This window comes from Dyadobacter sp. CY327 (genome assembly GCF_021390415.1).
Lineage (GTDB): Bacteria > Bacteroidota > Bacteroidia > Cytophagales > Spirosomataceae > Dyadobacter > Dyadobacter chenhuakuii.
On sequence record NZ_JAJUXJ010000001.1, the window covers coordinates 1,817,180 to 1,842,577 of the forward strand.

Sequence of the window (25,398 nt, forward strand, 5' to 3'; positions counted from 1 at the left end):
TGCTATGAAAAACATTCTTACATTCATTTTCGCTTGTTTTGTGACTTTTCCGGTTTTAGCACAGCCCAGGATACTTTCGCTGCAAGATGTTGTGCTCATGTCCAAAGAGCAATCTGTTGCTTCTAAACAGGCGGTTACGGCCAGGAAAACCAACTATTGGCAATATCGTTCGTTCCAGGCGGACTACCGGCCGCAACTTAGCCTGAATGGAACAATTCCGGGTTTTACGAGATCTTACATTGAGGTCAGGCAACCGGACGGAACGATTTCTTTTGAGCAGGTTTCAAACAACAACTCTTTGCTAAATTTGTCTCTGAGTCAGAGCATTGCGCTTACGGGTGGAACGGTTTACGTGCAGCAGCAGACGCAGCGTTTTGATGATTTTGCCAGAAATAACACCAGATACAACGGCATTCCATTTGAAATTGGCATTACCCAGCCGCTTTTCCGGTTTAACACATTGAAATGGGACCGGAAAATTCAGCCTTTGAAATACCAGGAGGGCAATCAGCAATTTATCCAGTCGCTCGAACAGGTTTCGCTGGATGCGACGGGTTATTATTTCGAGCTGCTGGTTGCGCAGGTAAATTTGCAGATCGCCGAGAAGAACCGGAGCAATAATGATACGCTATACAAGATCGCGCAGCAAAAGTTGGCATTGGGAAAAATATCTCAGAATGACCTTCTGCAACTTCAAATGGGACTGCTAACAGCGCAGAAAGACCTTGCATCGGCTCAGCAAGCAGCCGCAGTAGCTTCCCTGAAACTGAAAATGTACATGGGTTCACGGGATGAAAGGGAGCTGGAACTGCAAATCCCACTGGAAGCAGCGGAATTTGCAATCAATACACAGCTTGCATTGGATGAGGCGTTTGCAAACAGGTCCGCTGCGGTCGCTTTTAAGCGAAAATTGCTGGAAGCCGAACGGGAAGTGCAGTTTGCCAGGAAGGAAAACGGTTTGAATGCTTCGCTGAATGCGACTTTCGGATTATCAAATCAAGGTGCAGAGCCCTCCGACGTATACAGGAATCCGCAGGACCGTGAGTTTGTGGAGCTGCAATTTACATTACCGATCATGACCTGGGGTCGTAATAAGGCCCGCACGGAGGTGGCGAAGGCGAATCAGGAGTTTGCGCAGCAATCGGTGGAGCAGGAGAAGCTGACATTTGAGCAGGAGATTTTTACGCAGGTTACCCTTTTGCAAATGTTACAAAAGCAGGTTAAACTCACCAAACTGGCCGATAATATTGCCGCGGACCGCTATCAGATCGCCAAAGAAAGATTTATCCTGAGTGACCTGAGTGTTACCGATCTGGGCATCGCAACGCAGGAAAAAGACATTGCCCGGAGAGACTACATTTTAGCGTTGCGGGATTACTGGCAAGCCTATTACAGCCTGAGGATCTTGACATTATACGATTTTGAACAAAATAAAAAAATAACATACTGAGCCATGATCAAACTGCAAAACGTTGAAAAAGTTTACCGCACAAGCTCCATTGAAACACTCGCGCTGAACAACATCAATATCGATGTAAAAAAGGGAGAATTTGTTTCTATAATGGGTCCATCCGGCTGCGGAAAAAGCACTTTACTGAACATTATGGGCCTTCTGGACGAACCTAGCAAGGGACATATTGAGATTGATGGAAGTAAGGTTGAAAAATATACGGACAAATCGCTGGCAAGTCTGCGTAACCAGAAACTGGGCTTCATTTTCCAGAGCTTTCACCTCATTAACGACCTTTCGGTGATTGATAATGTGGAAATCCCGCTTTTATACCGGACCAGTTCCTCCAAAGAACGCCGCGAGCTGGCGCAGGAAGCACTCGAAAAAGTGGGGTTGAGCAACCGGATGAAACATTTCCCAAAGCAACTTTCCGGAGGGCAAAAACAGCGCGTAGCCATCGCCAGGGCCATTGTAGGCAAGCCGGAGATCATCTTAGCGGATGAGCCGACCGGAAACCTCGACAGCGCAATGGGAAATGAAATCCTGAGCATTCTGCAAAACCTGAATGAAGGAGGCGCCACCATCGTGATGGTAACCCACGACGACGCCATGGCCAAACGCACGCACAGGCTGATACGGTTGTTTGATGGCACGCAGGTGCTTTAATTAATGATTGAATGATTGAATGAGTGAATGACTGAATAGTTTTCATTCAATCATTCGGTCATTCAATCATTCAACATTCGCTCAATCACTCATTTAACATTATGCTCTTAAATTATATCAAAATCGCCTGGAAAGTGCTGCTGCGGCATCCTTTCTATACATTTATTACGCTTTTCGGCATCAGCCTCACACTTACGGTGTTAATGGTGCTGACTTCATTCCTGGACCATTTGTTCGGGACACATTACCCGGAAGTTAACCGCGATCGCTCATTGTATGTTGCCACCGTTATCCAGACCGATTCGGCGCGCACTTCCATGTCGTCCGGACCTGCAACTTTCGATTTTTTGACCAAGCATGTGAAGTCGCTGAAATCGGCTGATAAGGTTGCTATTATGTCCAATTTCAGTTTTTCAAACACTTATGTGAATGGAAAAAGAATAAAGTTAAATACCAAATATACTGATGCCGAATTCTGGGAGGTGATGGGTTTTCAGTTTTTGGAAGGGAAGCCTTACAATGATAACAACATTAAAAATTCAGATCACGTGGCGGTTATTACGGATGCGTTGCGTGACCAGTATTTTGAAACAGACGGCAAATCGGTGGTGGGGAAGAACATTGAGATTGAGAACATCAACTATCGCGTGATAGGTGTGGTGAAAGGCAGTCCGCCAACGCGTGTTTACAGCTATTCGGACATTTATTTTCCCTATACGGCTCCCAAAAGCAATTACGAGAACAAAGGAATGAGAGGCCGCTACATTGCCATCGCTACGGCGAAAGATGCTGCTGACATGCCTGTGATCCAGTCGGAATTTGACAGTAATATTTCCCGCATTCCTTATGCGGAGATCCATACCGAGAAGAACCTGACTGTTTTGGAAGTGAAAGCAGATAAATACTTTGATCACTTCGTCAACACTTTTGCCCGGAGCAGCACGCAGCGGTTCATGTTTTACACGGTGGTGAGTTTTGTGATTTTAATGTTTATGGGCTTGCCAGCCATTAATCTGGTCAATGTCAATGTCAGTCGGATTTTGGAAAGGGCTTCTGAAATAGGTGTCAGGAAAGCTTTTGGCGCACCTTCGGCCGCATTGCTCTGGCAGTTTATCATTGAAAATATTTTCATCACATTCATTGGCGGCACATTTGCACTGGCGCTTTCTTACCTGATCATTTACTTCATCAATTCCAGCGGATGGATCGCCTACGCAGACCTGACGATCAATGTGCCCGTATTTCTGATCAGCCTGGCCGTCTGCCTATTTTTCGGCCTCATGTCCGGCGTCTTACCCGCATTCAGGATGTCAAGATTAAAAATCGTAGATGCATTGAAAGTCTGAAAGCAACATTCACTCATCGCCCGGCGACCCGGTCACTCATTGAATCATTCACTCATTAAAAATGCCCCCATGCTTAAACATCTTTTCAAACTAATCTGGAATAAGAAGGGCACGCATTCCCTGCTTATAATCGAAATTCTGGCGTCGTTCCTGGTGCTCTTCGGAGTGCTTTCGCTGATCGTTTTTAATGTGAGAAATTATTTGCAACCCATTGGTTTTGAGTACGAACAAGTCTGGAATGTAGATTTGTCCAGCAACCAGGATACAGTGGAAGTTGCGCGAAAGCTTACCAGCGTTATGGAGCGTATCCGGTCTTACAAAGAGGTAGAAACTGCCACGAGAATGAGCAGTAACACGCCATTTTCAGCAAATCAAATCGGCAATTCGATCACTTATAACAAGGTTACCGTCGGCGGGGATTTTTATTATACTGACCCGGATTTCAGCAAAACCCTTGACCTGGCGCTCATAAAAGGGCGCTGGTACAAAGACGGTGATCGGGTAGCGAAGTTTGTTCCTATTGTCATCAATAAAGCAATGGAAGACAAGCTCTTTCTCGATGAAACTTCGCTGAATAAAGTGATAAAGATCGATGATAAGAGCTCGTACAAGGTGATGGGCGTTGTAGACAATTTCAAAGCCAAAGGTGAGTATATGTCGGATAACCCGGCTCTCTTCGAAATGCTTGCCAAAGATGACAGCTGGAATTCCAATGTGCTGATCAAGACCAAACGAGGCACGGATGCGAACTTTGAAGCCAAGCTTGTAAAGGACATTGCGATGATGCTTCCGGGATGGGGAATTGAGGTAAGTTACTTAAAAGAATCACGGCTCAACCGCCATAATCTGACACTCGTTCCTGTTTTGATTTTTCTGATTATCAGCGCTTTTTTGCTTACTAATGTTGCGCTGGGACTTTTTGGGATACTAAATCTCAACATTTCACGCAGGAAAAATGAAATCGGACTTCGCAGGGCGATGGGTGCCACGGAAGGCAAAGTGGCCATTCAGTTTTTGGGAGAAATATGGGTGATCGCGACTTTCAGTCTTATCATTGGGCTACTTTTCGCCGTGCAGTTTCCGCTGATGAATGTGTTTGATCTGGACAGTGAAATTTATATCACTTCAATTTTCGCCTCCATTGCCGTAATTTACATCATCGTTACCCTCTGCGCCTGGCTCCCCAGCAAGCAAGCCTCCCGGATCCACCCTGCCGTGGCGTTGCATGAAGAGTGAGGGTTTAGATGGGAATTTTGTAACTTGCAGTAAGCACATACGTTAATAATTGAAACCAAAAACTAGCAAATGGATACTCAATCACTTTCAAATATCCAGCTGGAATTGCTGAAAGTATATTCCCGCCAGATTGAGGATGAAGACGTAGTAGCAATCCGAAAAATGTTGGCAACCTATTTTGCGGAGAAGGCGATTCGCCTGGCAGACGACGTTTGGGTTGAAAAAGGATGGAAATCTGAGCATACCGAACAACTTTCGCAAGAACATAACCGCACACCGTCACATCCTTGAAAATTGTAATTGATACAAATGTTTTATGGGTTTCCATATCCAGCCGCTCCTCCTCTCACTGGATTTTCCAAAGAATTCTCGACGGCGCGATCACGCTTTGCGTCACAAATGAAATTTTGGACGAATATGCTGAGATTATCGAGAGGAAATTAGGAAGTGCAGTTTCAGAAGCTGTTTTAAGCACATTTGATAATCTGCCAAACATTGAGCACATAACGCGCTACTATCGCTGGTTTGCTGTTAAAGCGGATCCTGACGATGATAAATTTGTCGATTGTTATGTCGCTTCTGGCGCGGTCTGCATTGTTACGGAAGACAAACATTTTAATGCTGTTAAAGCATTGGATTTTCCCAAAATCCAGGTTCTAAACCTTTCAGAGTTTGTACATTTTTTCTATGATAAATAATAAGGTTGCGCAATGCTCCTAATTGTCGATGATGATCTTGCGATACGGACTTCTTTGATCCTGCTGCTTAAAAAGGAGGGGTTTGAGGTTAGAGGTGTGGGGTCGCCGGATGAGACTTTTGATATTTTGAAGACGGTTACGCCGGAGCTGATCCTGCTGGACCTGAACTTTTCGATTGAAACTTCGGGGAAGGAGGGCATGCAGCTTTTGCAGCAAATTAAGAAGCGTTACCCTGCCATTCCTGTGATTTTGATTACGGGATGGGGCACTATTGATCTGGCTGTGAGGGGAATGAAGGAAGGTGCGATTGATTTCATTACCAAACCCTGGCAGAATGATCATGTGCTGCAATCGGTGCGGACCATTCTGAATTTGTCACAAACATTACCACTTTCAGGCAGCAGGAAGAAGCTGGAACAACGGTATCATTTCGAGAACATTGTAGGCCAGGACCCTAAACTGCTTGATATTCTGGAAACCGTTGGCCGCGTTGCTTCCACAGATGCGGCGGTGCTTATCACGGGCGAAAGCGGAACGGGAAAGGAACTGATTGCCGAGGCAATTCACATGAATAGCAAGCGAAAATCACGGCCCTTTGTAAAGGTGAATCTGGGCGGGATTTCTTCAACATTATTTGAAAGCGAGCTGTTCGGTCACGTCCGTGGCGCTTTTACGGATGCCAAAACGGATCGCTTGGGCCGGTTTGAAATGGCGCATAAGGGATCGATCTTTTTGGATGAGATCGGGGAACTGGATTTATCAAGTCAGGTAAAATTGCTGCGTGTGTTGCAGGAAAGAACTTTTGAGCCGCTAGGAAGCAGTAAAAGCAGGACGGTGGACGTGCGTGTGATCTGTGCTACAAACCGGAATTTGGAGGAGATGGTCGCGCAAGGAACATTCCGGGAAGATCTTTATTACCGCATTAACCTGATCACCGTTAAGCTGCCAGCGCTTAGGGAAAGGCCGGATGATATTCCGTTGCTGTCTGAATTTTTTGTTAACAACCTGAAAACCATTTATCAACGCCCCAACCTGCGCCTAAGCCCGGCAGCAATGAAATGGCTCCGGACATTGCAGTTGCAGGGAAATATCCGTCAGCTGAAAAACCTGGTCGAGCGCACCGTATTGCTGTCCGGCTCGGATACGTTGGATATAACTGATTTACAGCGAAATCTGAGTGGCGGCATACAGCCGTCGGCCCAGAAAAACCTCCCAGAAGTAGGCGCGATCACTTTGGAAGAAATGGAATATCAAATGATCACCAAGGCCATGCAATTTCACCAGAATAAAGTGAGCAAAGTGGCCAGATCGCTCGGAATCACACGGTTTGCGCTCTATCGCAGATTGGAAAAATATGGTATTTCCTACGAATCCGAGGACGTATGAGATTATCAACGAAGGCCAAATACATTCTTTACATATTGGTATTGCACATTGTCCTGGTTTTCCTGGTTTACAAAATTCTGTATCAGGACAAATTGCTTTTCATTGGTTTTGAGGTGTTTCTGTTGCTTTCTGCCATCGTTTCCATACAGATTTATCAGAATTTTATGCAACCTATCCAATTTGTGAAATCGGGAATTGAGGCCATTAAGGACAAGGATTTTTCCATCAAATTCGTCCCGACCGGCAAAGGCGAAGTGGATACATTGATTGAAGTTTATAACCTTATGATCGACCAGCTCCGTGAGGAGCGGACGCGCTTGCATGAGCAACATTTTTTCCTCGAAAAACTGATCGCCGCATCGCCTATTTCCATCATTATCCTCGATTTTGATGAAAAAATCGATTCGTTCAATGTCAAAGCAAAGGAATATTTCAAAAATGAAGCGGAAGGTTTGAAAGGGCTGTTATTGGAGGAAACCAATCACCCGTTGCTGGTTGAACTGGCTCATATTCAGGACGGGGAATCGAAAATTGTGAAAACCAATGGCGTGGTAACATTCAAAGTGCAGCGCTCGCATTTCATGGATCAAGGCTTCCGTCGCTCGTTTCTGATGATCGAAGAACTTACTAATGAGATACTTGAATCGGAAAAGAATGCATATGGCAAAGTGATCCGCATGATGGCACACGAGGTTAACAACACATTAGGCGCCACGGATTCCATTTTGCAGACAACCACAAATATTCTTTCGGATGATTCTTACATTGAACTGCGAGAAGCGCTAACCATTGCTTCTGAACGCAACCGGCGGCTAACGAAATTCATGCGAAACTTTGCGGACGTCGTTCGGCTGCCAGCACCCGCGCCGGTTCCTACGGATTTGAATAAATTTGTCAAGGACGTAGCTATTTTCATGGAGCCGGCAGCCGCACACCGGGGTGTCTCAATCCACACATCACTGCCGGCAAATGTTATCTTCAAAAAAATCGACGTAGGCCAGATGGAGCACGTGCTTGTCAATGTTCTGAAAAATGCGATTGAGGCGTGCAAACCTGGCAATGAGATCCGTATCGAAGTTTCCGCAAATAATCTGACCATTAAAAATAACGGCAGCCCCATCGAAGCCGAAGTAGGGGCGCAGCTTTTCAACCCGTTTTTCAGCACCAAGCACGACGGCCAGGGCATAGGGCTCACATTAGCCAGAGAAATCCTCATAAACCACGGATTCACATTCTCATTACAGACCAATCCAGACGGCTGGACAGCTTTTCGAATCGAATTTGAAGGCTGAGAAATCCGTTGAAATATGCTGCTTATGCATTTAACTTGCGGATACGGATCGTAAATGCATTGGCTGGATTAGTGAGCATAACCTGCTTTGTATCGAACTCGCTGAATCCTTTCTGTTTCAACAGAGGTAAAAGCTTGTCTGAAATGGTGATATAACCTCTGAATGTTCCGCCATTTGGCTCGCCAGGTTTATACCAGCCCGCGTCGTGTGACAGGAGGATTTGTTTTATAAAGCCCTTTGCTTTCAGAAATAAAATCAGCGTAGCTATCTTCTCAACATTATCTTCATTCACGCCATCCAGACTAACCCAGCAACCACTTTTCGCAATTTTTTCAAAATCCTCATTACTTCCGCTGGCGTGAACCCAGACGAAAGCTGACGGACTAACCCCATGTTTCTGCAATATTTTGATTTCCTGAGCGGCTGTGAGAGCTGGCCCCGTATGAGAACAGATCGTTAATCCAGTTTGTAGATGAGTAAGTGCGGCTGCACGGATCAGTTTCTGGTGAAGTTCAGAAAGCTGGCCGGCATTAACGCTGGTTTTAATAAATCCCGGCTTAATGTTCGTACCGTCAATGCCGTTCTGGAATTCATTAATCCAGCGCTTTGAAAGTTGTTCCGCGGTTTCTGTGAAGGCAAATCGGGGTAAATATTTATTGTCCGAAGCACCATAGTAACCCGTGTTCGTCAAGATATTCAATCCGGATTTTTTAGATAATTTTTGCAGCAATAAAACGTCCCTTCCAAGGTAAGCAGGCGTACATTCAACCAGACTCTTGATGCCCCTTTCCTTAATTTCAAGCAGATAGGGAAGGACTTTGTTAATGACTTCGTCGTGATCCCATCGATCCAGTGTAACCTTATCCGCCCCGATAAAATCAACGAGAACATGCTCATGAATAAGCGTCAAGCCAAGATCAGCAACATTGATTTTTCCTTTGACGCTATATGTAAATGGCTCATCAAAAGAAAATTTCCCCAAAAACGGCACGCCGGCGCAAGCAGCAACGAATTGCCTTCGGGAGAATATAGGGGTTGGTAGGTTAACGTTTACTGATTTCATATGTGTGAAGTTGCAATTTTGATCCTTCATTTGAAAGCGCATTGTCCCTCGTTTTGCTACCGATATTTCATCCCTCCGGGATTGCACAACCGCCCAAAATCGCGGAGCGATGCAATGTTGGTAGCAATATATTATTCGTGCGTATTTCACAAATCCCGGAGGGATGTGACGAACTGCACAATGTTTCATTCGTTGAGATTCCCCTGATCCAACGCTTTACTACTCAATCAAAATAAACGGGGTTGGGCTGAATGAGATGATGAAGATGATTAATGCGCAGATGCCCAGGATGATACGGGGGGCGTCGAGGGGTTCATTTTCGCCGGTGTCGGGGTGGCGGATGCCGAGGAAGCGGCCCAGGATGAAAATGAATGGTAGGAAACCGGTAGAACCTTGCCAGTCGGGCCGAATGTAAGATACGGCGAATTGCCCTACTACCACGATCAAACTTAGCATTAAGCCCGTCATGGGACTATCGCTGGCCCTTTTGAAACAGATATATAGGAAATAAATGTAGATGGCCAGATAGAAGAAACGCTCGTAGAAAACAGCATTGCTTCCTGTTGCAAACGACTCGGCCGTAAAAAGACCCAAACCAGCATAAAAAGCGAACAATCCGAAAAGGATCGGCGCAACGATATCAAATTTTTTCTTGCCGATTAAGCCGTAAAGAATGTGCCCGCCATCCAGCTGACCGATTGGAATAAGGTTCAGCGATGTAAAGAAAAGTGCCAGATAACCCGCAAAAATGTACGGATAATGGATCATTTCGTAGGCATGCGGCAAGCGCGCCGGATCTGCAATGTAGGTTTTGAACATCCAGAATAGAATGTTATCGCCCAATGCAATGTTACCTGAGGCATTTTCATAAGCAAATTGCGGGTAACTCATACCAAACCGCGCATACTCAGGATGTATGGAAAAAATGTATTCCGGTGGCGGCAAATGGGTAAAGCCATACCAGAGAACCACCAAAGCAGCAATGAAACCGGCCAGCGGACCAGCTATGCCGATGTCGAAGAACTTTAAGCGCGAACGGACAACGGATTTAATGCGAATAAATGCGCCCATGGTTCCGATACTGTTTGAAATACCGAACCAAAGCGGAATGTAGTAGGGGAGCGTAACCTTCACGCGATGCATTTTGGCAACGAAATAATGGCCGAACTCATGAATGGTCAGGATCGCCAGAAAAGGGATTGAAAATTGGAAGCCCTGCTTGAATTCAGCCCACCCGAGAAATTTAACGGTTTCATCGGTGACCGGCTTTTCAGTCCCGCTGCCCATCAGGAAGTAGGCGAAGTCGTATACGAAAGCAAAAATGTTGCCGTAAATCCATTCAGCGCCAGCCATTGTGGTGGTAATGATCGTCAGAATGAAAAGAACGGCCTGAATGATGTAAGTGCGTGTGTTAGACTGCATAGTCTTTAAGATATTCCAAAATGGTTACTGGTTTCTGGACGTGAATGGTGTCAATTCCTAATAACGAAGCGGCCTCAATGTTGTCGCGGTTATCGTCCAGGAAAAGGGTCTCCTCTGCTTTAAGACCTGCCTGTTCCAACACTTTTTGATAAATCCGCGGGTCGGGCTTCATTAACCCCATTTCATAGGATAGGAAAACGGTTTCGAAAAGATCATCCAGCTTTTTAACGCCGGTTGATGCTTCCAGAATTTTGTTAACCTGTGTAATGTGGATCGAGCTCGTGTTGCTCAGCAGGAAAAGCCGGTAACTTTTTGATAGGTTTTGAAGCAGTTCCACGCGCTCCGGAGGTAGATCGAGCAGGAGACTGTTCCAGGCTGTATCAATGGCTTCGTCGGAAAGATCGGAGAATTCCAGGATTTTCCGCACATAATTGCGAAAACCTGCTTCGTCCAGTTCGCCCGTTTCAAACTGCCGGAAAAGCGCATTTTTGCTGAATAGTTCAAGGATTTCAGCTTGTTCCCTGCCGCTTAGTTCTGCAAATGATTTTGACGCAACGGGCACGTCAATGTTCAGAATTACGTCGCCCAGGTCAAAAATGATATTCTTTATCTTGCTATTCTTCATCGGTCCGGTTATTCAACAACTACACCCATTGCACAGAATTTCTCAATGCGCTGGTCAATCCTGTCCTGGTGCTCAATCGCAGCGAGCTCGTTAATGTTTTCCAGGATAACCATTTTCAACTTCTCGGCCATCCAGTGGTGATCTAAATGTGCTCCGCCCAATGGTTCGGGAATAATGCCGTCGATTAACCCGTTCTTTTTCATATCCTTAGCCGTGATTTTCATCGCTTCGGCAGCCTGCTCTTTGAAATCCCAGCTTCTCCAAAGGATTGCTGAACAGTTTTCAGGGGAAATCACTGAGTACCAGGTATTTTCCAACATTAAAACACGGTCGCCTATGGCAATTCCAAGCGCACCGCCCGAAGCGCCTTCACCGATCACGATGCATATAACCGGCACTTTCAGCATGAACATTTCTTTCAGGTTACGCGCAATGGCCTCACCCTGACCGCGTTCCTCAGCCTCCATACCAGGAAATGCGCCCGGAGTGTCGATAAGCGTAATAATAGGTTTGTTGAATTTTTCAGCCAGTTTCATCAGGCGTAATGCCTTGCGATAGCCTTCGGGATTAGGCATACCAAAGTTCCGGTGCTGCCTTTGTTTTGTATTCCGGCCTTTTTGTTGTCCTATGAGCATGAAAGACTGTCCGCCTACATTGGCAAGCCCGCCAATAATAGCCGGATCATCCCGAACCTGGCGGTCACCATGCAATTCGATGAACTCGTCGCAAATCAGCTCAATGTAATCGAGCGTATATGGACGGTCCGGATGGCGCGAGAGCTGCACACGCTGCCAGCGTGTAAGGTTCTCAAAAATTTCCTTTCGAAGATCTGTTATATTGTTTTCCAATAAGGAAATGGCGCCGGAAAAATCCACATTATTGTTCTGCGCCAGTGTTTTCATTTCTTCGAGCTTGCGTTCGAGCTCGGCCATAGGTTTTTCGAAATCCAGGTATGTTCTCATATTCAGGTTCTTGTTTGTTTGGCAGCGGGGCAGCTTAAAGTTCGTAAGTGCGTCCCCTCAATGGTATTTCTACCGATTTATAGCCGTTTTCTTGAATTTTACTTTGGAAATCAGCCATGCTTTGCTGTTCTCCGTGTACCAGAAAAATGCCTTTCAGCTTTTCCGGATCTTGTAATGTGATGAATTTCAATAAATCATTCTGATCTCCGTGGCCGCTAAATACGTCAATTTTTTCAATATTAGCCAAGACGGGCAGCTGCTTTCCGCGAATTGAGATCGTGTCCTGTCCATTCAGAAGCCGCCATCCCAATGTTCCCTCAGAAGCATATCCGATCATCAGGATAGTAGCATAAGGGTTGCCAATGTTAGCCTCTACATGCTGCTCCACACGACCGCCCTGGACCATACCTGAAGACGAGATGATAATGCAGGGTTCGTTGTAATTGGAAACAGCCTTGCTGGCATCGGAGCTTTCGAGATAGATAAGGTTGTCAAAATCAAAGAGCATGTCATTATCATCCTGAAAAGTGCGTGCTTCCTTATTCAGCAGACGCACGTGGCGCTGGTACACTTTCGTGCTGCTATGCGCCAGCGGACTGTCTGAGAACACCTTTAAGTTTGGAAATGAATGATCCATGTAGATCTTATTCAATGTGTAAAGGAGCGCCTGCGTGCGGCCCACACTGAACGAAGGAATAATTAACCTGCCCGGAATATCAATGCAAGTTCGTTTGATCACATCTGCTAATGCTTCCGCGGGCGAGCCCTGGTCCTCATGCAGACGGTTTCCGTAAGTGGATTCGCAGATCAAATAATCAACCTGCGGGATTTCCTGGGGATCAATCAGCAGCGGATAATTGCTCCGGCCGATGTCCCCCGAAAAGCAGATTCGCTTTTTCTCGCCATCTTCATAAACTTCAAGCACAATATGCGCGGCGCCCAGCAAATGCCCGGCCGCGTAGAAAACGATGGTTACATTATCCGCAATGCGATAGCGCTGACCGAAAGCGACCGGCACGAAGTTGTCCAATGCCTCATTTACGTTCTTTTCAACGAAATAATCCATCGGAACTTCCTTCTTTTTCTTGCCTCTTTTCTTGGAAGAACCGTTCATGCGTGCATTCAGGCGTTTCTGATGCAGGTTAGCGGCATCCCTCAAAAGCAGTGAAGTGAGCGCCAGGGTAGGCTCAGTACAAACAACCCTTCCTTCAAATCCATATTTATACAGATTCGGAATGTTGCCCGAATGGTCAATGTGAGCGTGTGTTAAAAGTACTGTATTGATTAAACTCGCATCAAATGGGAATACACTTTTTTGCTCTTCATACCTGGTTTTTCTACCGATCTCGTCTAAGTCAAAGTCAGAGCCGCAGTCAATTAAAATTCGGTAATCATCTGTCTCTAAAAGAAACATGCTACCTGTCACCTGCTGCGCAGCTCCCCAAAATGTCAATTTCATACGTTGGAAATGGGGTGTATCTTACAAAAGTACCAAAAACCGGCTGAGATTTGGAGATTACTTACTAGTTTAGATTTGGTATCTTCTCTTTCTGTGCGAAAGTCACCCTGCTAAACTAATATGAAATCCGGCCTGTTTTTGTTTTTTCTTTTTTTCTGTTTAAATGTCAATGCTCAAAATATAGACAGTATCGCGCTCAACAACCTCCGCGATGCCGTGCTGGAACTCGAAAACAGCGAATTGATGCGAAGCGGTTCCCTTTCCCTGAGTGTAAAAAAAGTAAAGGATGCCTCAAATGTCTTCGCATTAAATACAGAACGCTCATTGCCATCCGCTTCCACATTAAAATTAGTCTCAACAGCCACAGCGCTGGCGGTGTTTGGTGGTGATTTTAAATTTCAAACATTTCTGGAACACGACGGGATCATCAGAAACGACACATTAATCGGTAATGTATACATTCACGGAACCGGCGATCCGTCGCTGGGAAGTGAGCGTTTCAAGGGGTATCCCACAGCAAACGAGCTCGTTACCCGTTGGCTTGCAGCGGTTAAAAAAACGGGGATCCGGTATATCAAAGGCAGTATCATTCCCGATGCCTCCTTTTTCGATGCCGAAACCGTTGCCAGCACCTGGATCTGGGGGGATATGGGGAATTATTACGGCGCAGGTGTTTCAGGATTGAATTTCAACGAAAATTTGTACAAAATTAAATTCAAGCCCGGCGCGGACTTTGGCGATCCCACCACATTTGTTGGCATCGAGCCAGCCATTCCTTACCTGACATTTGTCAATAAGGTCACGACGGGTGAAAAAGGCTCTGGCGATAAGACCATTGTTTACAGCAGTCCGCTGGGCAATTCGGTCGTCCTTACCGGCACAATCCCTGCCGGCCCGGCAGTGTTTACAGTAAAAGGTTCAATCCCCAATGCGGCTGAATATGTGGCTTTTGCATTGAAAAATAGTTTGTTAAACGCGGCGATCGGAATAGGAGAGAACAAAGTGCCGCAGCCCGGAATGCCCGCCGCGTCTGCCAATCCTAAGGTTGTGCTGGACAAATACGAGTCACCGCCGTTGCGTGATCTTTGCCAGCAAACTAATTTTTGGAGCGTTAACCTATATGCCGAGGCACTTTTCAAGCAAGCCGGGAAACGACTTGCAGGAAACGCAGCATTTGATGATGCAGCCAAGGCCATTACGGCTTACTGGTCGGGTAAAGGAGCGGATTTGAGGGGATTTTATATCAAAGACGGAAGTGGCCTGTCACCATCCGGCTCCATCACAACCCACAGCCTGACAGACATTCTGAACGTTGCTAACAAGGATGCCAGTTTCAATGATTTTTACAAGAGCATTGCCGTTCTCGGCTTGAATGGCACCGTCCGGAACCTTGGTAAGGGCACGAAAGCCGCTGGGAATATGCATGTTAAGAGCGGGTCCATTGAAGGAACCCGCGCTTATGCCGGTTATGTCACGTCCAAATCAGGTTCATTGCTCAGCTTTTCAATCATCGCCCACAAATACATGCCGGGCAGCAACCGCATGATTTCCGATTCGCTGGTGAAAATCATGACATTAATGGCTGAATTATAATCCTACTGGACTTTTTCGATCACCAGGTTGTGATTTGTATAAATGCAAAGGTCCGCTGCAACCGTTAATCCTTCGCGCACCATCTCTTCCGCAGTAAGGTGTCCAGCATGTTTTTTCAATGCTTGTGCAGCTGACAACGCATAATTCCCGCCCGATCCTATGGCCGCAATGCCATTTTCTGGTTCAAGCACATCGCCAGTTCCTGAGATCACGAGGATTTCTTCCTTGTTAGCTGTGATCATCATGGCTTCCAACTTGCGCAGGTAACGGTCTGTCCGCCAATCTTTTGCTAATTCTATTGCAGCGCGTTTCATATTGCCACCGTATGCATTCAACTTTTCTTCAAATTTTTCAAGAAGCGTAAAAGCATCTGCTGTCGATCCTGCAAAACCCACGAGGATCTTTCCACCCATTAGGGTCCGGATCTTTTTCACATTGCTTTTAGCAACTGTATTACCCATTGTAGCCTGGCCATCCGCGCCCAGGGAAACTGTTCCGTTATGAAGCACCCCCAAGACTGTGGTAGCATGTATTTTTTCCATAAATTGATTTTATACTAATTCGTAAAACCCCTCACAAAACAAAAGTGCCAGGTCGGAAAACCTGACACTTTGTACATTTATTAAATCATTACAATTGAAATCTACTCCTTTTTAATGAAGTCAAGGATCAAATCCTGCTTAGCAAGTATAGTTTCCTGCATTCTCGATAGGAAATCCTGTTTAGCGGATATCATCTGTTGCTCGGTCAACATTGACTCTTGCATTCTAGACAAAAAATCCTGCTTAGCCGACATTGCTTCCTGCGTAATAAACATTGCTTCCTGTTTTTCGGAGATTAAACTTTGAGTCGCTTTTAACGAGTCCTGGTTTGAGAGCACGTCTTTAAACTGCGAGTCCATTCCATCCAGTCTAATTTCAATATTACCAATCCTTCCGGACATTTGAAGCTGATTTTTAAGCAAAAATGTAATGTTCTCATTTTGCGTAATAACCAACTCAGTTATGTTTGACACCATAAAAGTAAGGTTGTCAACTTTCTTATCTGTCCTATCCTGCTTTATTAATAGTTCAGAGATAACCGGCTCCAATTGATCTAATCTTCTGTCTGCATTCATAGTGTGTTTTTGTTTAGATGATAAATAAATTGCTAAACCAGCATACTCATCGGCTCTTCCAACAATTTTTTCACTGTGAGCAAGAACTGAGCGCCTAATGCTCCGTCTACAACGCGGTGGTCAGCAGAAAGGGTTACTTTCATGATGTTTTGCGGGTAAACCGTTCCATCTTCTTTGAAAGCCGCTACTTTCTTGATCGCCCCGATGGCCAGGATGCAGGAATCCGGCGGGTTAATGATCGCTGTGAATTCATCTACGCCGAACATGCCAAGGTTTGAGATCGAGAATGTGTTTCCTTCCCAGTCCTTAGGCTGCAACTTTTTGTCTTTCGCTTTGCCTGCAAGATCTTTCACTTCGCCGGAAATCGTCGACAATGTTTTCTTGTCGGCATCACGGATCACCGGAACCAGCAGACCTTCGTCAACCGCTACGGCCACACCGATATTTACGTAATTGTATCTTCTGATTTTGTCTCCCAACCAAGCTGAGTTAACGGCAGGATGTTGTTTCAACGCCACTGCGCAAGCTTTGATCACCATATCATTGAAAGAGATCTTAGCAGGGCTCACCTCGTTCAGTTGTGGACGCAATGCCATGGCCTTATCCATGTTGATTTCCATTGTCACATAGAAATGCGGCGCGGTAAACAAGCTGTCGCTCAGTCTGCGGGCAATGGTTTTACGCATTTGCGAGATAGGCGAATCTGTGAAGTCACCATTTGCTGGGGCGCTTGCAGCAGACTGTTCAGATTTCGCAACAGGAGCTGGCGCAGATGCCGCCTGAGCAGGCGCTTCTGTTTTTGCAGCAGTGGCCGCCGCAGCAGGTTTGAACTCATCCACATCGCGTTTCACGATGCGACCGTTGTCGCCACTACCGCCAACCTGGCTCAGATCAATTCCTTTTTCGTCTGCCAGACGTTTAGCCAATGGTGAAGCCTTGATCCTGTCACCTGAATCAGCGACAGAAACCGTTTTGTCAACGTCATTTGAACCGGACTCAGCAGCAGGAGCCGCTTTGCCTTCGTCGGTTGCATCAATGTTTTCAACTTCCGCACCACCTTCACCGTTTTCACGGGCCAGCAATGCTTCCACATTAGCGCCCTCTTCACCGATAACCGCGATAATGCCGTCAACAGGAACAGATTCGCCGTCTTTAATTCCAATATATAGCAGCGTTCCGTCTTCATACGCTTCCAGCTCCATCGTCGCCTTGTCAGTTTCAACTTCGGCCAGGATGTCACCTGATTTTACTTTATCTCCAACCTTTTTCTGCCATCCTACCAATGTTCCTTCTTCCATCGTGTCGCTCATCTTCGGCATTCTGACAACGACTGCGTTGATTTTCTCCACTGGGGCCGCAGGAGCTGCTTTCTTTGCAGGTTCCGGCGTCGCCGTTTCAATGGCAGCGGCTGGTTTTGCTTCTTCTTTGGCAGGTTCTGCACTTGCCTCCGCGTTCGCTGCGCCATTTGTGCTTCCGCCTTCGAGCAATGATTTATAGTCTTCGCCTTCGGAACCAACAACCGCCATAATGCCGTCTATCGGAACCGCATCGCCCTTGTTAACACCAATGTATAGAAGAGTGCCGTCATAATAGGACTCAAGATCCATAGTTGCTTTGTCGGTTTCCACCTCAGCAATAATTTCACCTGATTTTATTTTATCGCCAACTTTTTTGTGCCATTCTGCGATAACACCTTCTTCCATGGTGTCGCTCATCTTGGGCATACGAATTACTTCTGCCATATCGCTTGTTAAGGTATTTTAGTTTCTTGGTCTAAAAATTTGAATTCAGTCAAAATTACAACAAAACGCGGATAGGTCTTGCCTTTCACGCCATAAAATTGACCAAGACAGCGCTCGGCTGAATATTTATGATTTAATCAATTGATTTTCAATACGGCCATAAACGCCTCCTGCGGGATTTCCACATTACCAACCTGGCGCATGCGTTTTTTACCCTTTTTCTGCTTCTCCAGAAGCTTTCTTTTACGGGAAATATCACCGCCATAACATTTTGCCAAAACGTCTTTCCGCATCGCTTTCACCGTTTCACGCGCAATGATCTTCTGACCGATTGCCGCCTGGATAGCGATTTCAAACATCTGGCGCGGGATCAGTTCTCTTAACTTTTCGCAAAGCTTTTTGCCCCATTCATAAGATTTTGATCGGTGAACGATGGCAGAAAGCGCATCAACCGGCTCGCCATTCAACATAACGTCCAGCTTCACCATGTCCGATTCCTGGTAACCCGCCAATTCATAGTCCAAAGACGCATAACCTCGGGATATGGTTTTTAGTTTATCAAAGAAATCAAAAACGACCTCCGCAAGCGGAATAAGGAATTGAAGCTCAACGCGTTCCGAAGTCAGGTAAACCTGGTTTTTCAGAATGCCGCGTTTGTCCATACACAAGTTCAGGATCGCGCCGATGTAATCGGATTTCGTGATAATCTGTGCATTGATATATGGCTCCTCAATCGAATTAATGTGGTTAGGATCAGGCATTTCCGAAGGTGCGCTGATGTTCAACAACTGGTTCTTTGTATTCGTCACACGGAACTGCACCGAAGGCACCGTGGTGATAACCGTCATATCAAACTCACGTTCCAGACGTTCCTGAACGATCTCCATATGCAGCATACCGAGGAAACCGCAACGGAATCCAAAGCCCAATGCCGCAGATGTTTCCGGTTCCCAAACAAGCGCAGCATCATTCAGTTGCAGCTTTTCCATGGCCTCGCGCAGTTCTTCGAACTCGCTCGTGTCCACTGGATAAATCCCGGCAAAAACCATGGGCTTAACCTCTGAAAAACCAACAATTCCTTCACTTGCAGGCCTGTCGATATGCGTAAATGTATCGCCTACTTTTACTTCCTTAGCCACTTTAATCCCCGAAATCAGGTAACCTACGTCGCCGCATTCCACCACTTGTTTCGGGATTTGCGCCAGACCTAATGTTCCGATTTCGTCAGCAATATATTCTTTGCCCGTCGCCATAAATTTAACGCGGTCACCTTTTCTGATTGTCCCGTTTTTAACCCGGAATATAACTTCGATCCCGCGGTATGAATTAAAAACCGAGTCGAAGATCAATGCTTGCAAAGGTGCTTTCGGATCGCCTACCGGAGCCGGAATTCTTTCTACAATCGCATTCAGAATGGCCTCAATGCCGATTCCTTCTTTTCCGCTGGCAGGAATGATGTCATCCCGATCACAACCGAGCAGATCGACCATTTCATCCTTAATTTCCTCAGGCATAGCGCCCGGTAAATCTATTTTATTTAAAACCGGAATGATCACCAGGTCGTGGTTGATCGCCAGATATAAGTTCGAGATCGTCTGGGCTTCCGTTCCCTGCGATGCATCCACGAGCAGCAATGCGCCTTCGCAGGCAGCAATGGAGCGCGAGACTTCATAAGAAAAGTCGACGTGGCCCGGCGTATCAATAAGATTAAAAGTATATTCTTCTCCTTTGTAAGGATAAGTCATTTGGATAGCGTGGCTCTTGATCGTGATGCCGCGCTCGCGTTCCAGGTCCATGTTATCAAGTAGCTGAGCCTGCATTTCGCGTTTGCTTACAGTATTTGTAAATTCCAGCAATCGGTCTGCCAGTGTGCTTTTCCCGTGGTCAATATGGGCAATGATGCAAAAATTACGGATTTTCTTCATGAAAGTAGTTACTGTTCCAATGTTTGGCTCGTAAAAGTCTGAGGCAAAACACCTGCAAAATTACGAGGGTAATTAATATTTCAACAGCTTTTCTCATTGAAGTTCAAACTTAACGCAAATACGCACCCTAAATGAAAGCAAAATGCCTGATCCGAAACAGTCAGGAATTCTTTAATTACAATAAAACAAACGGTTCAATCCACAGAAACCATCGCCTTGATCACACCATTGGCAGGATCCAGCCAGCCTTCAAACTCGTCCTTCACCTGACCAAAAGCCACCCGGTGCGTAATGTAAGTGGTAGGATCGATAAAGCCGTTTTTCATGCTGCTAATCACATGTTCGAAATCAGCGCGGGTTGCATTCCGGCTGCTCATTAATGTGGCTTCCCGCTTGTGGAATTCGGGATGAGTGAAACTGATATCCCCTTTTTGAAGGCCTACAAGCACATATCTGCCGCCATGTGCCAGATAGCTGAATGCGGTGTTAATCGCTCTCAAATTGCCCGTTGCATCCACGATAACCGTTGGCATGTCGCCATTTGTGATTTCGGCTAATTTTTCCAAAACATTGCCATTCAATGCATTGATCGTATGTGCTACGCCCAGTTTTTCACGGCAGAACGCTAGTCTTCCATCATTAATGTCCAGCGCAATCACATTCGCTCCGGCAATGCGCGCGAATTCCATCGTTCCTAGCCCGATCGGCCCGGCACCTACGACCAGCACCGTTTCATTTGGCTGCACATTTGCCCGCCTGATCCCGTGTGCGCCGATTGAAAGCATTTCAACAAGCGCCAATTCGTCAAAGCTCAAACCGTTTCCATGCACGAGCGAATAGGAGGGAACCGATAAATATTCAGACATCCCGCCATCAATATGGACCCCAGAAACCCGGATGCTCGTGCAGCAATTAGGCTTATTGTTCCGGCAGGCAATGCATTTGCCACAATTGAAATAAGGAATAAAAGTAACTGCTTCACCGACTGAAAACCCCGGCGCTCCGTCCGTTTCGACAATTTCCCCGGCCAGTTCATGACCGAGAATGCGCGGATAATTGAAAAAAGGCTGCGTTCCTTCAAATGCATGCAGATCTGTCCCGCAAATGCCGATCCTTTTAATCTTTATAATGGTATTCCCCGGGGTTAACGCTGGTTTTTCTGCTTGCTGATAAGCAAATTCCCCGGGTGTTGTACAAACCAAAACCTCCATAGCTGAATGGAATAAACTTCTAATTTATGTTGAGAATATTAAGAATTAGCCAACGCACGATCCAGATGAACATAACCCCCGTCCACATAAATCAGCTGGCCCGTTGTATGACTCGAACGTTGCGACAGTAGAAAAACAGTCATATTAGCGATTTCTTCGGCCGTTGTCATCCGGTTTTCCAATGGAATGTGCGCCGTAATAGAAGCCAGTTTTTCTTGTGGATTGGGCAGCGTTTCGATCCATCTTTCATAAAGCGGCGTCCAGCATTCAGCCACAATAACCGAATTGACACGGATACCATATTTAAGGAGCTCCACCGCCCACTCACGGGTAAGTGCATTGCGTCCGCCGTTGGATGCAGCGTAAGCCGATGTGCCTCCCTGACCTGTATCAGCCGTTTTTGAACTGATATTGACAATGGAACCTTTGGAGGCTTTCAGCGCTGGCAATGCATAATGTGCCATGAGATAGTAATGCACGACATTTTTATGCAGCGAAGCCATAAATGCTTCATAATTACCGCTTTCTAGGCCCACTCCGTCATTTACACCTGCATTGTTCACCAGCCCGTCGATGCGGCCGAATCTTTCTAAAACGGCTGCAACCGCCTGCTCGCAAGCTTCAGGCCTGGTAAGCTCGGCAACCACCTGGAATGAGGACGTGCCTTTGGCGGAAAGCTCGTCAACCAATTTTTGATTATCAGCAGCATTGCGGCCAACTATAACAGGAATAGCGCCCTCGTTGGCCAGCACATGCACAATGCCTTCACCAATCCCTTTTGCGCCACCCGTTACGATGACGACTTTATCTTTTAATTGTAAATCCATAATAGAGAATGTTAGCAAGAATACGGACGACTTTTAATGGGAAGCACCCAGCGTCACATGTTTAATTGAATTGTTTTTGATCGCAAAATAAAGAACCACCAGGAAGCAGACCGCCGGAACGATATAGGCCGTTTGTATCGACGAAATGTCAGAAACCTGACCCATAATAACCGGGAAAATCGCTCCGCCAACGATAGACATAATAACCAGTGAAGACCCGATTTTGGTCTTTTCTCCCAGTCCGCGGATACTAAGCGCAAAAATTGTCGGGAACATAATGGACATGAAAAACTGCACGCCTACCAATGCATACACCGCAACCATGCCTTCGGTAAGGACGGCCAGGATAAGCAACGCAACATTAATAATGCTGTAAAGTGCGAGTAAGCGCGGCGGAGCAACAAATCGCATTAAATATGTGCCGATAAACCGGCCGATCATAAAGCTTAAAAATGCTCCGGACAGCACATATGCGGCCGTTTTTTCATCAATGCCTGCGACTTTATCCGAAAAACGAATAAAGAAACTGCTGATACAAACTTGCGCACCAACATAGAAAAACTGTGCTATGACGCCTAAAATCAGGTTTTTTTCTGACCATATCGAGCCGCTGATCTTGCCGCTGTCGTCCGTTTCTTCCTTGATTTCAGGCAATTGCGTGCGCCAGATCATTACCGCAACCAACAAAACCACAATTCCTATCACCAGAAAGGGTATTTGAACCGAAGAGGCTTCTGCATTGAGGTAACTGTTCAGCTGGTCCGCAGACATCGATTGCTCTTCCTGCTCAGAAAGTGTTTTTCCCGAGAGGATAAAAGTCCCGCCCATTAACGGCGCTAAAAAAGCAGCCAAACCATTGAATGACTGTGCGAAGTTAAGTCGCTGCGTCGCCGACTCACTGTCTCCTAGAACGGTTATATAAGGGTTGGCAGCCGTTTCCAGCAATGTTAAACCGCTGGCAATCACGAACAAGGCAAACAGGAAAAAGCCAAAATGCCTCATTTCGGCAGCGGGATAAAACAGGAATGTGCCAAATGCAAACAAAAGCAGCCCCAGGGTGATCCCGGCCTTGTAACCGAACCTTTTCATAAAAAGCCCGGCAGGCAATGCAATCAGAAAGTAAGCGATATAGGAAGCCGAATCAATAAGTGCTGATTGAAAGTCGCTTAGCTGACATGCTTTCTTTAAATGCGGAATGAGGATGGGGTTGAGATTAAGGGCGAAGCCCCAAAGAAAAAATAACGAAGTAATGAGAATGATAGCCAGCCGTGTTTTACGATCGGTCATAGAGGTCCGTAGTTAGTAATTAATAACAAGATATAGTAACGTCGCTTCGCCGCGTATCTACTTGACCAGGGCCGAATTCTTTTGGCAATTTATCACCCAATTAAACATTCAGCAACCTTATAAGAACATCTCTTTTTCTCCGAGAAACCTCTATTCTGGTTCCGTCTGAAAGCACAACAAAATCATTGCTGTTGGAGATGCGGATAACATGCTCAGCATTAACCAGGTGGGATTTGTGTGTTCGGATGAATTTAAATTGTTCGAGAATGTACTCGAAATATTTGAGCGTTTTGGTAGCAACAAAAGGTTTTACCTGATCCGTGAAATGGATAACCGAGTAGTTGCGGTCGGACTCGATGCGAATGATCTCTGCAAGCGGGAAGAAGAAAACGCCCTTACTAGAGCTAACCGTCAGCCGGAACTCTTTGGAGTCTTTTTTCTCCGCGCTGCCTATGAAATGCTCATATGTCTTTGGCTTTCTGGGCTTTAAATTGCGCTTCACGAGATAGCGCTGGATCGCACCGACGAGTTCTTTCGGGTCAATGGGTTTCATCAGATAATCCAGCGCACTGAACCGGAGAGCCTGAATAGCATGTTTACTCTGGCAGGTTGTGAAAATGACCTCGAACTGCGGGTTTTTCAAACTTATCAGCAATTGAAACCCGTTTTGATAAGCCATTTCGATATTCAGAAATGCAATATCAGGCTCATAGTCATTCAATAGCTCCCGTGCTTTGGTTGCTGACGCAGCGAAGCGGATTTCAGATACTTCCGGGACAAACTCGATGATCAGCCGATGCAGGAAACTCCTTGCCTTTTGTTCATCATCAACAATTAGAATTTTGATCATACCAGGCGGGCGAGGCACTTTTAATGCAAAGCCTATTGCACTTTTCTCGCATTCCAAAGTATTGGTAATTGAGAAAAGGCCGCCTTTCGGATGTGCGAACGGCCGTTATGGTTGATTCATTGGCTAATGTTCGGCTCCGTACTCCAAAGGTTTCTTCTGAAAGCTGTAAATAAGGTAGAACAATGCAGGCAAAATAAAAACGCTGCCGATCAGCAATGCGAGTGCCAGAGCCTCCATCGTTTTCTCTTGTCCGCTGTGTTCGAGCAGCGATAAATAGCCGCCTCCTTTTAAGATCACAATGTTAGGAAAATGCTTGTAAGTGGTTGTCAGCAAGATCATTGTCACCTGAAATCCTGCAAGGGGCCGCAACAGAACAAGCTTGCCCTGGTAAAGCAGCGACCACATCCAGACCAGCGAAAGCGTAGCTGAAACAATGGCGATCCGCCCGACCCAGTTTCCAAAGACCCAGTCGATCAGCGGAATGTGTTCGATATATGCGGCAATAAAAACGAGTATCCCGCATATGACGGCAGCAATATTGAAAAACTGCGCTTTGTGTGCAAACCGCAACCGGTCCTGATCATTATCCGTTTCACCGATCAGATACACAGAAGCCAAAAAACCGCAAATTGCCACAGTGAAAAGACCCACGGAAACCCCAAACCAATGCAGCCAGCTGAAAATATAAGCTGAAAGAAATGTATCAGCCTGTGGATCAATGTGACCGGAAACGGCGCTTCCTGCAATGATGCCCAGAAATAGGGGCGTTATGAAGCTCGATATGGCAAATATTGTGTTGTATAAATACTGCATATCATCTACAACCGCATCATAATGTCGGAAAGTAAAGGCTGTCCCACGTGCTATAATGCCCAGAAGCATGATGGTAAGCGGGATATGCAGGTGCACAGACATGGTTGAATAAATCACCGGAAAACCTACAAACAGGATCACAATGGCAATGATCAGCCACATGTGGTTCGCTTCCCAGATCGGCCCGATAGCGCCGTATAATGTCTTGCGGGTCACCGCTTTATTTTTACGTGAGGTAAAAAGTTCGATGATCCCGGCGCCATAATCCGCCCCGCCCAGCAGCAGGTAGAGCAGGATGGAAGTCCAGAGAAAGGTGATGACTATGTAGAGCATTTTGATCTAAAATGTTACCGGGTTGCCGGCGATGATTGAATGTTTGACCGGGTCGCCGAGCGATGATTGACCGGGTCGCAGGGCGATGTGCTTGG

Annotated in this window: 23 protein-coding genes; 9 read left to right on the forward strand and 14 right to left on the reverse strand. The window is 46.1% G+C overall.

What is annotated here, in order from left to right:
• Positions 1-4 precede the first annotated feature (4 nt).
• The 8 genes from LZG74_RS07575 to LZG74_RS07610 all read left to right on the forward strand — a co-directional run bounded on the left by LZG74_RS07575 (position 5) and on the right by LZG74_RS07610 (position 8,074).
• Positions 5-1,450, forward strand: coding sequence for a TolC family protein (locus tag LZG74_RS07575; protein WP_233795961.1), 1,446 nt, complete (start codon positions 5-7; stop codon positions 1,448-1,450).
• A gap of 3 nt (positions 1,451-1,453) precedes the next feature.
• A complete protein-coding gene (locus LZG74_RS07580) occupies positions 1,454-2,116 on the forward strand; it encodes an ABC transporter ATP-binding protein (RefSeq protein ID WP_026630449.1) in 663 nt (220 codons plus the stop codon).
• Positions 2,117-2,217: 101 nt separating this feature from the next.
• Positions 2,218-3,462 (forward strand): ABC transporter permease, encoded by a 1,245-nt coding sequence (locus LZG74_RS07585; RefSeq protein ID WP_233795962.1) that lies wholly within the window; start codon positions 2,218-2,220, stop codon positions 3,460-3,462.
• Positions 3,463-3,531: 69 nt separating this feature from the next.
• Entirely contained in the window at positions 3,532-4,698 is a 1,167-nt protein-coding gene (locus LZG74_RS07590) for an ABC transporter permease (protein ID WP_233795963.1), read from the forward strand.
• 69 nt (positions 4,699-4,767) lie between these two features.
• Positions 4,768-4,989 (forward strand): hypothetical protein, encoded by a 222-nt coding sequence (locus tag LZG74_RS07595; RefSeq protein ID WP_233795964.1) that lies wholly within the window; start codon positions 4,768-4,770, stop codon positions 4,987-4,989.
• Complete coding sequence (locus LZG74_RS07600; protein ID WP_233795965.1) at positions 4,986-5,396, forward strand: putative toxin-antitoxin system toxin component, PIN family; 411 nt, start codon at positions 4,986-4,988, stop codon at positions 5,394-5,396. The genes LZG74_RS07595 and LZG74_RS07600 overlap by 4 nt, the downstream gene beginning before the upstream one ends.
• A 12-nt stretch (positions 5,397-5,408) precedes the next feature.
• Complete coding sequence (locus tag LZG74_RS07605) at positions 5,409-6,782, forward strand: sigma-54 dependent transcriptional regulator (RefSeq protein WP_233795966.1); 1,374 nt, start codon at positions 5,409-5,411, stop codon at positions 6,780-6,782.
• The gene (locus LZG74_RS07610; RefSeq protein ID WP_233795967.1) at positions 6,779-8,074 is read left to right on the forward strand and encodes a PAS domain-containing sensor histidine kinase; all 1,296 of its coding nucleotides are present in this window, start codon (positions 6,779-6,781) and stop codon (positions 8,072-8,074) included. Before LZG74_RS07605 ends, LZG74_RS07610 begins: the two co-directional genes overlap by 4 nt.
• A gap of 22 nt (positions 8,075-8,096) precedes the next feature.
• Here LZG74_RS07610 and LZG74_RS07615 read toward each other — a convergent pair whose 3' ends face one another.
• From LZG74_RS07615 to LZG74_RS07635, 5 genes are all read right to left on the reverse strand, one after another.
• The gene (locus LZG74_RS07615) at positions 8,097-9,137 is read right to left on the reverse strand and encodes a phosphotriesterase (RefSeq protein ID WP_233795968.1); all 1,041 of its coding nucleotides are present in this window, start codon (positions 9,135-9,137) and stop codon (positions 8,097-8,099) included.
• A gap of 219 nt (positions 9,138-9,356) precedes the next feature.
• Positions 9,357-10,559, reverse strand: a complete 1,203-nt coding sequence (locus tag LZG74_RS07620; protein ID WP_233795969.1) for a site-2 protease family protein — start codon at positions 10,557-10,559, stop codon at positions 9,357-9,359.
• On the reverse strand, positions 10,549-11,184 hold the full coding sequence (locus LZG74_RS07625) for an HAD family phosphatase (protein WP_233795970.1): 636 nt from the start codon (positions 11,182-11,184) through the stop codon (positions 10,549-10,551). The genes LZG74_RS07620 and LZG74_RS07625 overlap by 11 nt, the downstream gene beginning before the upstream one ends.
• Before the next feature lie 8 nt (positions 11,185-11,192).
• Positions 11,193-12,146, reverse strand: a complete 954-nt coding sequence (locus LZG74_RS07630; protein ID WP_233795971.1) for an acetyl-CoA carboxylase carboxyltransferase subunit alpha — start codon at positions 12,144-12,146, stop codon at positions 11,193-11,195.
• A 34-nt stretch (positions 12,147-12,180) separates the two neighbouring features.
• Complete coding sequence (locus LZG74_RS07635; protein ID WP_233795972.1) at positions 12,181-13,605, reverse strand: MBL fold metallo-hydrolase RNA specificity domain-containing protein; 1,425 nt, start codon at positions 13,603-13,605, stop codon at positions 12,181-12,183.
• Positions 13,606-13,725: 120 nt separating this feature from the next.
• On the opposite strand from LZG74_RS07635, the gene dacB reads away from it, so the two are divergent.
• Positions 13,726-15,198 (forward strand): D-alanyl-D-alanine carboxypeptidase/D-alanyl-D-alanine-endopeptidase, encoded by a 1,473-nt coding sequence (gene dacB / locus LZG74_RS07640; RefSeq protein ID WP_233795973.1) that lies wholly within the window; start codon positions 13,726-13,728, stop codon positions 15,196-15,198.
• 2 nt (positions 15,199-15,200) lie between these two features.
• Here the strand turns inward: dacB and hslV are convergent, their stop codons facing one another.
• The 9 genes from hslV to LZG74_RS07685 all read right to left on the reverse strand — a co-directional run bounded on the left by hslV (position 15,201) and on the right by LZG74_RS07685 (position 25,303).
• The gene (gene hslV, locus LZG74_RS07645; protein WP_026630438.1) at positions 15,201-15,740 is read right to left on the reverse strand and encodes an ATP-dependent protease subunit HslV; all 540 of its coding nucleotides are present in this window, start codon (positions 15,738-15,740) and stop codon (positions 15,201-15,203) included.
• 101 nt (positions 15,741-15,841) lie between these two features.
• Positions 15,842-16,315: a hypothetical protein gene (locus LZG74_RS07650; protein WP_233795974.1), complete on the reverse strand. Its 474-nt coding sequence runs from the start codon at positions 16,313-16,315 to the stop codon at positions 15,842-15,844.
• A gap of 32 nt (positions 16,316-16,347) precedes the next feature.
• Entirely contained in the window at positions 16,348-18,057 is a 1,710-nt protein-coding gene (locus LZG74_RS07655) for a pyruvate dehydrogenase complex dihydrolipoamide acetyltransferase (RefSeq protein ID WP_233795975.1), read from the reverse strand.
• A gap of 137 nt (positions 18,058-18,194) precedes the next feature.
• Entirely contained in the window at positions 18,195-19,982 is a 1,788-nt protein-coding gene (gene lepA, locus LZG74_RS07660; protein ID WP_233795976.1) for a translation elongation factor 4, read from the reverse strand.
• A gap of 194 nt (positions 19,983-20,176) precedes the next feature.
• Entirely contained in the window at positions 20,177-21,193 is a 1,017-nt protein-coding gene (locus LZG74_RS07665) for a zinc-binding alcohol dehydrogenase family protein (RefSeq protein WP_233795977.1), read from the reverse strand.
• A 38-nt stretch (positions 21,194-21,231) separates the two neighbouring features.
• Positions 21,232-22,020 (reverse strand): SDR family oxidoreductase, encoded by a 789-nt coding sequence (locus tag LZG74_RS07670; protein ID WP_233795978.1) that lies wholly within the window; start codon positions 22,018-22,020, stop codon positions 21,232-21,234.
• Positions 22,021-22,053: 33 nt separating this feature from the next.
• Positions 22,054-23,307 carry an L-fucose:H+ symporter permease gene (fucP, locus tag LZG74_RS07675; RefSeq protein ID WP_233795979.1) on the reverse strand — a complete coding sequence of 418 codons (1,254 nt, stop codon included), beginning with the start codon at positions 23,305-23,307 and terminating at the stop codon, positions 22,054-22,056.
• Positions 23,308-23,407: 100 nt separating this feature from the next.
• Positions 23,408-24,157 carry a LytTR family DNA-binding domain-containing protein gene (locus LZG74_RS07680; protein WP_233795980.1) on the reverse strand — a complete coding sequence of 250 codons (750 nt, stop codon included), beginning with the start codon at positions 24,155-24,157 and terminating at the stop codon, positions 23,408-23,410.
• Positions 24,158-24,280: 123 nt separating this feature from the next.
• A complete protein-coding gene (locus tag LZG74_RS07685; RefSeq protein ID WP_233795981.1) occupies positions 24,281-25,303 on the reverse strand; it encodes a cytochrome d ubiquinol oxidase subunit II in 1,023 nt (340 codons plus the stop codon).
• Between the last annotated feature and the right edge of the window lie 95 nt (positions 25,304-25,398).